Annotated in this window: 13 protein-coding genes and 1 pseudogene; 8 read left to right on the forward strand and 6 right to left on the reverse strand. The window is 61.0% G+C overall.

The window, feature by feature from the left end; all coding sequences use genetic code 11:
- Positions 1–219: pseudogene (locus EN932_RS18600) on the forward strand (hypothetical protein); the annotation flags it as partial.
- 595 nt (positions 220–814) lie between these two features.
- On the opposite strand, the gene EN932_RS18605 reads toward EN932_RS18600, so the two are convergent.
- Positions 815–1,123, reverse strand: coding sequence for a hypothetical protein (locus EN932_RS18605; RefSeq protein ID WP_127366490.1), 309 nt, complete (start codon positions 1,121–1,123; stop codon positions 815–817).
- Between the two features lie 142 nt (positions 1,124–1,265).
- The gene (locus EN932_RS18610) at positions 1,266–1,529 is read right to left on the reverse strand and encodes a hypothetical protein (protein ID WP_128337819.1); all 264 of its coding nucleotides are present in this window, start codon (positions 1,527–1,529) and stop codon (positions 1,266–1,268) included.
- Positions 1,530–1,806: 277 nt separating this feature from the next.
- Between EN932_RS18610 and EN932_RS18615 the strand changes: the two genes are divergently transcribed.
- From EN932_RS18615 to EN932_RS38010, 4 genes are all read left to right on the forward strand, one after another.
- On the forward strand, positions 1,807–2,031 hold the full coding sequence (locus EN932_RS18615; protein WP_128368968.1) for a hypothetical protein: 225 nt from the start codon (positions 1,807–1,809) through the stop codon (positions 2,029–2,031).
- Between the two features lie 1,413 nt (positions 2,032–3,444).
- A complete protein-coding gene (locus tag EN932_RS38950; protein ID WP_128368973.1) occupies positions 3,445–3,624 on the forward strand; it encodes a hypothetical protein in 180 nt (59 codons plus the stop codon).
- A gap of 14 nt (positions 3,625–3,638) precedes the next feature.
- Entirely contained in the window at positions 3,639–3,896 is a 258-nt protein-coding gene (locus tag EN932_RS18635; RefSeq protein ID WP_128368970.1) for a DUF982 domain-containing protein, read from the forward strand.
- A 150-nt stretch (positions 3,897–4,046) separates the two neighbouring features.
- The gene (locus EN932_RS38010) at positions 4,047–4,214 is read left to right on the forward strand and encodes a hypothetical protein (protein ID WP_164755309.1); all 168 of its coding nucleotides are present in this window, start codon (positions 4,047–4,049) and stop codon (positions 4,212–4,214) included.
- Between the two features lie 384 nt (positions 4,215–4,598).
- Here the strand turns inward: EN932_RS38010 and EN932_RS18640 are convergent, their stop codons facing one another.
- Positions 4,599–5,660 (reverse strand): site-specific integrase, encoded by a 1,062-nt coding sequence (locus EN932_RS18640; RefSeq protein ID WP_128368971.1) that lies wholly within the window; start codon positions 5,658–5,660, stop codon positions 4,599–4,601.
- Positions 5,661–5,775: 115 nt separating this feature from the next.
- On the opposite strand from EN932_RS18640, the gene dusA reads away from it, so the two are divergent.
- Complete coding sequence (gene dusA / locus EN932_RS18645) at positions 5,776–6,774, forward strand: tRNA dihydrouridine(20/20a) synthase DusA (protein ID WP_128337824.1); 999 nt, start codon at positions 5,776–5,778, stop codon at positions 6,772–6,774.
- Between the two features lie 10 nt (positions 6,775–6,784).
- On the opposite strand, the gene EN932_RS18650 is transcribed toward dusA, so the two are convergent.
- Together EN932_RS18650 and EN932_RS18655 are read right to left on the reverse strand one after the other, a co-directional pair.
- Complete coding sequence (locus EN932_RS18650; protein ID WP_013531717.1) at positions 6,785–7,489, reverse strand: TIGR02281 family clan AA aspartic protease; 705 nt, start codon at positions 7,487–7,489, stop codon at positions 6,785–6,787.
- Between the two features lie 7 nt (positions 7,490–7,496).
- A complete protein-coding gene (locus EN932_RS18655) occupies positions 7,497–7,730 on the reverse strand; it encodes a DUF1289 domain-containing protein (protein ID WP_024503316.1) in 234 nt (77 codons plus the stop codon).
- Positions 7,731–7,927: 197 nt separating this feature from the next.
- Here EN932_RS18655 and EN932_RS18660 point away from each other — a divergent pair, with 197 nt between their 5' ends.
- Positions 7,928–8,923 carry a nicotinate-nucleotide--dimethylbenzimidazole phosphoribosyltransferase gene (locus EN932_RS18660; RefSeq protein WP_128368972.1) on the forward strand — a complete coding sequence of 332 codons (996 nt, stop codon included), beginning with the start codon at positions 7,928–7,930 and terminating at the stop codon, positions 8,921–8,923.
- Positions 8,924–8,934: 11 nt separating this feature from the next.
- Here the strand turns inward: EN932_RS18660 and EN932_RS18665 are convergent, their stop codons facing one another.
- A complete protein-coding gene (locus tag EN932_RS18665) occupies positions 8,935–10,455 on the reverse strand; it encodes a HAMP domain-containing sensor histidine kinase (RefSeq protein ID WP_024503313.1) in 1,521 nt (506 codons plus the stop codon).
- Between the two features lie 75 nt (positions 10,456–10,530).
- Here EN932_RS18665 and EN932_RS18670 point away from each other — a divergent pair.
- Positions 10,531–10,916 (forward strand): thermonuclease family protein (locus EN932_RS18670; protein ID WP_164890532.1); only part of this gene is annotated, 386 nt, incomplete at its 3' end.

Below are 10,916 nucleotides of genomic sequence, written 5' to 3' on the forward strand. Positions count from 1 at the left end.
CGGCAGGCTGGTGATCTCATGTGTGGGCGCGTTTTCGTCAAGACGACAATCCCGGACATGGTGCGGCGTTTCGAATTTGCCCATCCCGGCGATGTCGAGCGCATGGGGAATGTTTTCCCGATCTGGAACGGTGCGCCAAGCCCGAAGCTATCCGATCATCATCGGCGAAGAGTCGCTCGGGCGGTTATCGAAGCCGCTTTCCAGTTGCAGCACAATTGAATGGTCGGAGTCCACGCATTTCGCCCGGATGTGGATCACACCCTACAGGTGATTGCGGGATCGCGTGAAACTGCTGAAACGGCTTCGCCAGCGCCAACTCGATGACGCTGCCAAGGACCGGCAACGGAACTGCCGCACTTCTGGTAACACACGGTCTGCAGTGGCCACGCGACGCTCGGCGTGCCGGCATTCGTCCAGCGAACAGCTGAAACCTGGCCTGTTTGCGGGAGATGTCCGCTGTTATGTCGACTTACGTGGCGAAGGCAGCGGAGAACCGGCGCGGCTTCAACCTCGTCACGCCAGGACTGGAGAGATCAGTCCAAGGCCCCGGCAAATGCTGCGGCATGCCGATTTAGTAACGTGCTTTCGGCAAAGCGGGGCGCCGCTGCCACGAATTGCTGGAAGTAGATCGTTGCGATCCTGGGCGGGCAGATGCGGCGCGCAGGCTTTGAGAGGGGCACCATCAACCGCGAACTTCGCGAGTTCTACAACGCCGATCAGCGCCAGCTTTGGCTGCGATCTGGACAGGGTCAGCGGCCCGGAGGCAGCGCCGCGTGACCCGGCTCCAATCTGAGAGCCGGGTCCGGAGCCGGGATTAGTAGTCGTTGTTCTCGATCACGACGTGACGATGCCGGCGGTGCATCGGCCGGTCGTCCGAACGCTTAATGATGATGGTATCGGGACGATGATGTCTGCGCCAATGATGGCGATTGCCGTTGTCGTAAAAGGCTTCGGTGCCATGACGGCGATGATGGAGGCGAGCTCCGTCCTCATTGATGACGACAGCGTCCGCACGATGGTGATGGCGGTGCTGGTTCGTGGTGAGAACGATCGCATCTGCCGAGGCAATGGAAGGCGCGGCCAAGCAAAGTGCCAGCGCGCCCAGAATCAGGGTGGTTTTCATGTTCAACTCTCCAAGGAAGTAAGATGCCCTTCGGTCAATAAACAACGTTTGCACACTTTAGTTCCTGTCTGGATTGTTAGCCGGCACGACTCGGTGAGCCGCGTCGCTTCCCTTGAGGGTCTCTGGGAAAGAGCGGCAGATTTCACAGACCGATAGTTGCCCGGCTTCCAGATGAAAGGAAAGCCGCCGACGAATTGCTGAGTGGGTCGTCAGGGAACGCGTGGACGGTGGAACTGCGAGTTGCATCCACCAGAGTCGCCGCCGCCTGCTCAACTTCGTTTGCCAGGTGATCAACCCGCTCCATGCGGTTAATGACGCGATCGTGGAGCATCTGCAGTCGCGCGTCGTGGTACATCAAACCGCGCAGATGCCCGTCAGAGTTGAGCGGTTCGAACAGCACTGTCATAGCTCGGCATCCTCGGTTTTCATCCCTTCCATTAGCAAACCATCATTTTCAGCTTTGGTTCCGATTGCCGAGAGGGGGGATGCATGAATACACGGTCGAGAATGGCGAGCAGCAAACCCAGAGCGCGCATCAGGTCCCACGCGGGCGCGGATCAATGACGGCCGGCGCGCGGGCAATTATCCGATCACCCGCGCAGAAATCTATCAAATATTCCACTCCATAATGTGATTTGGTTTTTCAGCAGTTTCTCCCAATATGCCATTGGGAGGTATCGCGGATGGAACGCCTGTCGAAGTCCGACGACGTCATACAAGAAGCCATAGACCAGGCTATTCAGGGCAAAATCGTCTCCCTTAAGAAGGCCCTCGCATTCATCCGAACGAAGCGCCCCGACCTAGAGGGCGAGCTGGACGAACTCGGCCACGACAACCCACTATGTGAAAAGGTGGTCCAAATCGCTGCGCAGACTGGGAAAGCCGTCCTCTTCGACCTGCACGATTAGACCAGCGCCCGTTGTTTAGCCTATCATATCAGCGGATCGCAATTCCGACCCGCAATGGATCCATTTGTCCAACAATAAGTTATAGGCGCCAGGACTTAGGGGGGCTACCTTGCGAAGCGCGACAAAGCCGGCAACAAGACCGTCGCCGACTCTCTTCAGGAACTGATCCGAAACGAGGACAACCGTCGTCAGGTTCGGAGGGCCTTCGGTTTGGCGGTTGAACCTGAGTTGCCGATGCAACTGACACTTATGTGGCCAGTATCCTTGCGAGAACCGCCAAGGTATTGGCGAGTGGTGCAATGATTGCAGTATGCCGTCAAAGCGTGAGGCCATGACGGCTGCGGAGATTTTGATCGCAAGTTACAAGGCTGGACTGCGCGGTGACGAACTCGCGCAATCTTTGGAACTAAAATAGCCGATTTCAGGCAGTCCAATCCGGGGAACCATTAAGGTCACTGAGGGTTGGGCTTTGTGCTAACCGTGCCGGCCGACCATGCAAGAACTGTCTACCGAGCAACAGCAGGCTATATCGCGTCTCATTCGGAATTGGATCACTTCTGAGACGCTGCGCCGGTACATCTTTCAACTGCTGAAACTCCCTGAAGACCCGGATCTATCCGAGGAGCAGCGGTCCAAGCTTGACGAACTGGATAAGACGCACAACGTATCGCCCCATGGAACCAAGGTACGAACTAAAGAGGGACCCGAAGGGATGGTCGGTGGTCGACCGACACACCGGCAAACCAGCCGAGCCCGAAGGTCTCCCGGCGGTCGGCCTGGGCGTCACCTACGCGACTGACTTGGTGATTCTCCTGAACGCCAACGATCTGAAGAGCAGGCTCTCCTACGGGCGATTCGCCTGACGGGTCAGCCGCGAGCTAACTTGACGCTTTGTACGCTTCCAGTTCTTGATTTTTTAAAGAAACGCGCGAGAGGATCGCTTGATTGGGCCTTCTGTCTCGATGGGGGTGGGATGGATGCTGAAGCGTCTGGTTGGCCTGCGCAGCGCACCGCTAGGGAACTGGTAAGCGACGTCCAAAGGGGTTTTCAAGAGGGGAACGTAGTCTCCGTAAAGGCGACCATTGCAACGGTGCCGAAGCGGGGGCTGCGTTCCCTTTGACGTGCGTGAAGCCTGATGCCCCTCGGTCGGTTCATCCTCCGGTCACAGTAAAGACCACCATCGAGGGTGATGTCCGGCACAACATCAGCGACGTTCAAGCGGCAAGGGAACAACTCGTTCAGTGGACCAAAAGAGGCCCGAAATGGTATCTGGCGGTGCCTGCTTGGCCTCAATTGATGGCAAATTACCCCCACACGTGGCTCGCAGGGCGTTCATAGAGGCTGGTATCGAGGAAGGGACGCTTCTCTACGATCCTGAGGGTTGAAGGGGCTCATAAACGAACCCTAAATCTTATTTTAGAGCAGCGGTATGACCTGAGGCGAGACCCAGACGGGACCTGGACGGTGTTCGACGTGTTCACCGGGCAGCCATTTCGGCCTGATGGTATGACAGCCGTTGGCCTTAACAGAGAATATGCCGACGATCTGGTCGACCTACTGAATGCCGAGGACCTGAAGAGCAGGCTTTCCTAGGGGAGGTTCACCTGATGGCCATCCACTGGTTCAACCCTCCGGTCCCCGTTAAGGGTGAGCGGTCTGGCATGATCTCCAACGTCAACAACGTCGAGGCAGCGGCCGAGCATCTCATCAGGTGGACCAACAAGGGTCCCCACTGGCGACGTGCGGTGAAGTGCTGCGTGGCCACTATCGAGGGCAAGGCGACAGCCCAGGAGGCCAGGAGGTGCTTCAGGCTGGCTGCTATCGAGGAAGGGATGCTCCTCGCTGCGTATGAGCTGGACAACTGAGTACCTGATCCCCCTAGGCCACACGCTGGGAGAAGAACTTCAGGGGTGCCTAGGTCAACGCTCAAGCTCCGTCTTCTTTGTTTCGTCAGTGCCAACCTTCTCTTTAAGGTACAACCTCCTGGCATCCTCCAAGGTCGGGGCAGGGCACTGTTGACCTTGATCAAGGACAAGGGCGTGGATGAAGGCGCGGTCCGCCGCCTCTATCCCGACGGGATTGCCTCGGTCATCCACCGAATGTTTCTCAGCAATCTGCTCAGCGATCACTTCCCGAGCTATCATCCTCGTCCTCTGGACCGGTCCATTCGGAGTCGAGACTGAGCGCGCGAAGCCGTGCGCGGCTCAGCCTATGGTGCTCAAAGTCGGTCAAGGTGGGGTGCCAGCCAAGCTGCCTAGGTTGGCGCATCCTGCGGCCGCGACCAAAGGCGCAACTGCTGCTCTGCCCGAGCATGAACTTTGGGGTAAGCCTTCAGGGCTTGTTGTTCGGTCGCGGTGTATCTCTGGGGTAGTCCTTGGGTTCCAAGACTTTCTGAATTAAGTGGCTCCCCGGGCCGGATTTGAACCAGTGTTGGTTGCATCAACCCTTGCACCCCGCCTGTTTCTGAACGGTGCGAAATGGCGTGGCAGCACGAACGTAGCCGCGATCATTCATTGGCGGCGTTCGGCTCCCCCGAGAGTGCGGGCTGATACCGCCACTTGCGCCAACTACGCTGTCCTCGCTGCTTGGATAGTGTGAAGCATTTCGGGCTTGAGATGCGTATACCGCCGCAACATCTTCCAATCCTTGTGGCCCGTGACCAGAGCTACCTGTTCGATCTTGAATCCAGCTTCGAAGAGGCGGCTTGTTCCTTCATGCCGCAAGTCGTGAAAGTGAAGGTCGTGGATGCCCAAGTCAACGCATCCTCGACGGAAAGCGGTGCCGACTGACCTATGGTTGAACGGGAAAATTCGATCATCGTCATTGCTGCGCTTTGCGCGCTGCTCCTCAACGATGGCCCACGCATCGTATCCAGTTACCGCGAACAGCGGTATGCGCTGATTGTTGCCCTTCTTGTGCCGAGGGTCTTTCCGGTCACGGATCAGAAGCATCCGCGTGCGCGTTTCCAGATCGGACCAACGTGCTTTGCAGATTTCCTCCTGGCGCATCGCGGTTGCGACGGCGAAACGTATGATCTGGCTAACCGGTGCAATCTGACGAGGGTTTGCATCGAAGTGGGCGATCAGCCTGTCCAACTCATCCTGGGTAGGCCGCCTGTCGCGCTCATGCCCTTTGCCAATAAGACCAAGCCGCTTTAGGGCGATACGCGCGAGATCCACCGGTTCGACTTTGACCGGCAGGCCGTGCACCGCAGCAGCGTGGGACAGGATGAGTTTTATCAGGCCGATGTCGATGCCGAGAGTCACCGGTCCGGCGCCTTGGGCGGCGCGATCGCGGCCGAAACGAATGAGCCGCTCGCGATCGAGAGCCGCCATATTGCACTTGCCAAGATGTCTTCGCAGCATGTCGAGTGTCGCGGCCTTGGAGCGGAGAGGGGACTTGCCTACATCGCACATGTCGTCGATATGAAGGTCGATGAGTTCGCCGAAGGTCTTCAGGCGCGCTACGCGGGACTTGGTCGGCGTCTCACCTCGATCGACCTGGCGCTCGGTTTCGGTGGCCCAACGCCGGGCGTCGTCTCGGCGCAGGAAGGTCTCGCTGACGTAGCGACCTTTGCGACGGACTTGGACACGCCAGGAACCGGACGGGAGTTTTGTGTAGGTGGCCATTTTTTCGTGTGCGCTCCGTGTGCACTGAGAGATCGAAACGTGGCGAAAAGGGTCGTATTCTGGCGTAAATTCGTGTGCACTCGTCAGGTTCTAAGGATTTGATGTTAAAGAAAAAATGCTGAGAAATCAAGATGATAGAATGGCCGTGGCCCCGATGATGGACTGGACGGACCGGCATTGCCGGTTCTTCCACCGCCAGCTGTCGAGCCATGCGCTGCTTTACACCGAGATGGTGGTGGCCGACGCCGTCATCCATGGCGCACGCGAGCGGCTGCTCGGCTTCGATGCGTCAGAACATCCGGTCGCGCTGCAGCTCGGCGGCTCGGATCGCGAAAAACTTGCCGAGGCGGCGCGCATCGGCGAGGCCTTTGGCTATGACGAGATCAACCTCAATGTCGGCTGTCCGTCAGACCGCGTCCAGTCGGGCACGTTCGGCGCCTGCCTGATGAAGGTGCCGGACCTCGTTGCCGGCTGTGTCGCGGCGATGAAGGCGGCGGTGACAATTCCCGTGACCGTCAAATGCCGCATCGGCGTCGACGAGCAGGATCCGGAGCCGGCCCTCGATGCGTTGGCGGATGGAGTTTTCGACGCCGGCGCCGACGCATTGTGGGTGCATGCACGCAAGGCGTGGCTGGAAGGGCTGAGCCCCAAGGAAAACCGTGACATCCCGCCGCTCGACTACAACAGGGTCTATCGGCTGAAGGCTAGAAAACCTAACGAATTCATTGGCATCAATGGCGGCATTCAGACGATCAAAGAGGCGTTGGCGCATCTCGGCCATGTCGACGGCGCCATGCTTGGCCGCGCCGCCTACCACACGCCCGGCATTCTGGCTGGCGTCGATGCCGCTTTCTACGGCGTCCAGTCCGAGCCCTTCGATTTCGCCGCGCTGATCGATACGATGGCGGACTATGCGGCACGTCATATCGAGCTGGGTGGGCGGCTTGGACATGTCACCCGCCACATGGTCGGACTGTTCCATGGCTTGCCCGGCGCGCGCCGCTACCGGCAGATCCTGTCCACCGACGCGACAAAACCCGGCGCCGGCCCGGACGTGCTGAAGGCGGCTTTCGCGGCCGTCGAACTCGGCGGAGCGGCAGCCGAAGCGGCTTGAGATTCCGGGATCAGTCCCTGAGGATCATGCGGTCGCCGCGCACGTCAAAACCCGACAATGAACCGATGAAGTTCATGCCGAGCAGGCTCTGGCTGAGCATGCCGGGTGCGGCGATCATCACCGACATATCCCTGCGCGTGATGCCGCCGATCGCAATCTGATCGGTTTTCACGGCCGCGGCGCGTGCCATGCCGTTGGCGGTCGAAACCGGTATGGTGTAGTTGAGCGCCGCTGGATTGAATCCGGCGGCTTGTGCGTCTTCGGACGTCAGCACGGTGCTGGTCGCGCCGGTATCCACCACGGCCCGGACCGGGTTGCCGTTGACCAGGATGCGCGCTTCGAAATGGCCGTTGTCCGCCTTGTCGAGCGTTACGGTGGCGTGACCGTCTTCGATACCCAGGGCCAGCGGACTGCCGGGAACAAGGCCCGCGGTCACCCGGCTGGCGACATCCTGCAGCTCATAGCGGTACTGATAGCCGGCGATCAGCGCGAGCGCGATGGCCGCCCAGGCGCCTAAGTTGCGGGCCATGGCGCCCAGGGGTCGGCCCGAGCGAAGCAGGCCGGCGCCGATAAGGGCGCCAAAGGCGCCGAGCCAGATCAGCCGGCTGAAATCGTTGTTCTCCACGCCGAGGGTGCTGCCGGCGGAATCGTTGAGCATGAGCAGGACTGCCCCCACCCCGATCGCGGCCATCAATATCCAGAACAACCGGCTCATCCGCACCTCACGACAGCGCGTCGCGTTCGCGCGCCATGCGGGTGCGGCGCGTTTCCCGGCGCGGCCGGCGCTCGACCGTTTCCAGCCGGGCCGGCAATTCAGCCATGACGCTGCGGCGCGTTTCCGGCGTCATCCCGATCCAGGCGCCGATTTCCTCGCGCGTGCGGCCGCACCCGAAACAGAAGCCGGTTTTCATGTCGATCGAACAGACCAGGATGCACGGGGATTCGATGGCCGTCATGACTTTCTCTTGGGCTTCCATCCGCAATCCCTTGTTCCACCTCCACATGGTGCAACGGCAAAGCCAATGCAAGCCCTCGCGATTGCGCCCTTCGGGGCCGGCTTTGCGGCAAATGCAGGCCCATCATCCCAGAGGTTGTGCCAACCCCGCAAGGCGGCTATGCCGCTTACCAAATCCAGGGAATGATCGATAACAAGATGACCAGCGCACTGCCTTTCGACGATTTTCGCAACCTGTTGGCCAATCTGCCGGCGGCCGACACGGCAGCCGAGACCCGCGTGCGCACGCTGTTTGCCAAGGCCGAACCGGGCAATTCGCTTGGCCGCATCGAGGACATCGCCGCCTGGCTGGCCGCCTGGAGCGGGCGGGCTCCGCCCGCGGTGACAAGACCGCTGATGGCGGTCTTTGCCGGCAATCACGGCGTCACGCGCCACGGCATTTCGCCACGGCCGGTGGCGGCGACCGCCAACGCGGTCGAACTTTGCGCCGCCGGAGGTGCCGCGATCAACCAGATCTGCATTGCCTACGATCTCGGGCTTAAGGTTTTCGATCTTGCCCTGCACATCCCGACCGCCGACATCACCTGTCGTGCCGCACTGGATGAGCGCGGCTGTGCCGCCACCATGGCCTTTGGCATGGAAGCGATAGCGGGCGGTACCGATCTCTTGTGCCTTGGTGATCTCGGCGTCGGCAACTCCACCGTCGCCGCAGCCTTGTTTGCGGCGCTGTTCGGGGGCGGGGGCGCCGACTGGGCCGGCCCGGGGTCAGGCGCCGATACGGCGATGCAGGCACGCAAGGCGGACGTGGTCGATGCGGCGCTGGCTTTTCATGGCGGCCATCTCGGCGACCCGCTCGAGGCGCTGCGCCGGGTCGGCGGCCGGGAATTCGCGGCGATCGCCGGTGCCATTCTGGCCGCGCGGATGCAGAAGATCCCGGTGCTGCTCGACGGATTGGCGGCGACGGCAGCCGCAGCGGTACTGCATGGCGTCAATCCCGCCGCGCTCGACCATTGCCTGCTGGCCAGCCTGTCGCCGGAACCCGCGCATGCACGCGCCGCCCAACGGCTCGGCTTGCGCCCGTTGCTTGATCTGGGCATCAGCCATGGCGAAGGGGCAGGGGCCGCCCTTGCCGCGGGTCTGGTCAAGGCCGCCGCGCTGACCAGTTCGGGCATGGCTGCGGCGGTACGCGGTTAGGGCTTGAGGTATTACCGCCGTCGAGCCGCCACCGCTGCTGTCGGCAGTGCTGGCAATTCCTCCATCACCCGGCTCAGCGGGAAGATGGCGATCGCCTCGGTGCCTTCGCGCAGCTTGGAATGAAGTTCGAACTCGCCGCCATGCATTGCGAGCAGCCCTTGCACGATCGGCAGGCCAAGCCCGGTGCCTTGCTCGGCGCTCTTGATGGCGATGGAGCCCTGGCCGAAGGCGGAAAGCACGATCGGGATCTCGTCTTCCGGTATGCCCGGGCCATTGTCCTTGATCGAAATGTATTGTCCGCCGCCCGCCGTCCAACCGACACGGACACGGATTTCGCCGCCGGTGGCGGTGAATTTTATCGCGTTCGACAGAAGGTTGAGCGTGATCTGCCGCACGGCCCGTTCATCGGCGAACAGCCGAGGCAGCTCGTGCTCGAAATCCTGGACGACACGGATATCCTTGTTGCGCGCCCTCAACTCCATCATGTGACAGCAGTCCTCGACGATACCAAGCAGCATCACCGGCTCTTCATTGAGCTGGTAGCGGCCGGCCTCGATGCGTGACAGGTCGAGAATCTCGTTGATCAGGTCGAGCAGATGCTGGCCGGATTCGTGCACGTCATGGGCGTAGTCACGATAGGTGGGATTGCTCATCGGTCCCAGCACCTCGTTCGACATCACCTCGGAAAAACCGAGAATGGCGTTGAGCGGCGTGCGCAATTCGTGGCTCATCGAGGCGAGGAACCGCGATTTCGCCAGATTGGCGTCCTCGGCCCGCCGCCGCGCTTCGTCCGACATCGATTTCGCCGTCTCCAGTTCGGCGATCAGCGCATCCTTTTCGGAGCGGAACGACAGCATCATCAGGGACGAGTGGTTGAGATGACGGGCCACATAGGCGAAGAACGGCAGCGACACGACCAGCAGCGCGGCCATGATCGCCTCGACCGGCATCCATAGCTTGGCGCCGGCATAGGCGTAGAGCGCCACGGGAACGGCAAAGGTCGCCAGCAGCGCGCCCCGCAGAGACGAGGTCATCACCGCGGTCGCCGCCATGGCGAACAACAGCACCACGGCCTTGACGATGTGGAACGGATCGACCTCGCAGACGCTGCAGCCAAGCCACACGAACCAAGCCCAGCCGAGACCGCACAGGAAATGGCCGATCAGGAATTCCCGCCGTGCTTGCAAAGGGTTGAGCTCGGAAGCTTCAGTGCGCTCGATGCGCCGCGCCATGAAGGCAACGATAGTGTAGCAGGTTAGCGTGAACAGCGCCCAAAGCCCGATCTCATTGCCGATTCCGGCCAGCCGGCCACCCGCGGCAATCGCCAGCACGAGAAGCGGGATGGCGATGGCGCCGCTTGTCATCGCTCGGGCATGCAGCTTCAGCAGTTCGCGATCGAAATCGGGATTGCCGGCCTGCTGCGAAAGACGGTCACGCGTCTTGCGCACCGCGCGCGCGACATCGCTGTTGCGATGGCGTTTCCTGCGGTCCACAATGAACTTGTCCGCTGTGTTCGAGCGTTGCAAGGGCATCAAAACTTCAATTTATGCGAGCAGCGGTTTCCAAGTGTTAAGCTACGTTCGAATGATTAACCAACCGTTTGCCATATGAGCCGTTCATGGTCGCCGAGGCCGCGCCGGCGATACGTTGCGCGCCCCAGAAGCCTGTGGCGCCGGCTGGTGGATTACGGGCTTGCCGTCATCATCCTCGGACTGCTGATCCTGCTGGCGGCCCGCCTCGACCGGGTGGAGACACGCAAGACGCAAGGCGTGGCAATCATCAACGACGGCGATTCGATCACGCTTGGCACCGAGCGTATCCGCATGCGCGGCATCGATGCTCCGGAATATACGCAGACCTGCCGCAAGAACGGCGCGGACTATTCCTGCGGCACGCTTGCGCGTCAGTCGCTCGTTCGCCTGATCGCCGGCAAGCCCGTCTCTTGTACCGGCTGGCAGCGTGATCGTTATGGCCGGCTGCTCGGCGACTGCAC

The organism is Mesorhizobium sp. M7A.F.Ca.US.002.01.1.1 (genome assembly GCF_004022955.1).
GTDB classification, from domain to species: domain Bacteria; phylum Pseudomonadota; class Alphaproteobacteria; order Rhizobiales; family Rhizobiaceae; genus Mesorhizobium; species Mesorhizobium ciceri.

Coding starts and splice junctions, on each gene's coding strand:
- EN932_RS18605 (WP_127366490.1), bottom strand. CDS start 1,123: ATGAAAACCACCCTGATTCTGGGCGCGCTGGCACTTTGCTTGGCCGCG.
- EN932_RS18610 (WP_128337819.1), bottom strand. CDS start 1,529: ATGACAGTGCTGTTCGAACCGCTCAACTCTGACGGGCATCTGCGCGGT.
- EN932_RS18615 (WP_128368968.1), top strand. CDS start 1,807: ATGGAACGCCTGTCGAAGTCCGACGACGTCATACAAGAAGCCATAGAC.
- EN932_RS18635 (WP_128368970.1), top strand. CDS start 3,639: ATGGCCATCCACTGGTTCAACCCTCCGGTCCCCGTTAAGGGTGAGCGG.
- EN932_RS18640 (WP_128368971.1), bottom strand. CDS start 5,660: ATGGCCACCTACACAAAACTCCCGTCCGGTTCCTGGCGTGTCCAAGTC.
- dusA (WP_128337824.1), top strand. CDS start 5,776: ATGCTGAGAAATCAAGATGATAGAATGGCCGTGGCCCCGATGATGGAC.
- EN932_RS18650 (WP_013531717.1), bottom strand. CDS start 7,489: ATGAGCCGGTTGTTCTGGATATTGATGGCCGCGATCGGGGTGGGGGCA.
- EN932_RS18655 (WP_024503316.1), bottom strand. CDS start 7,730: ATGACGGCCATCGAATCCCCGTGCATCCTGGTCTGTTCGATCGACATG.
- EN932_RS18660 (WP_128368972.1), top strand. CDS start 7,928: ATGACCAGCGCACTGCCTTTCGACGATTTTCGCAACCTGTTGGCCAAT.
- EN932_RS18665 (WP_024503313.1), bottom strand. CDS start 10,455: ATGCCCTTGCAACGCTCGAACACAGCGGACAAGTTCATTGTGGACCGC.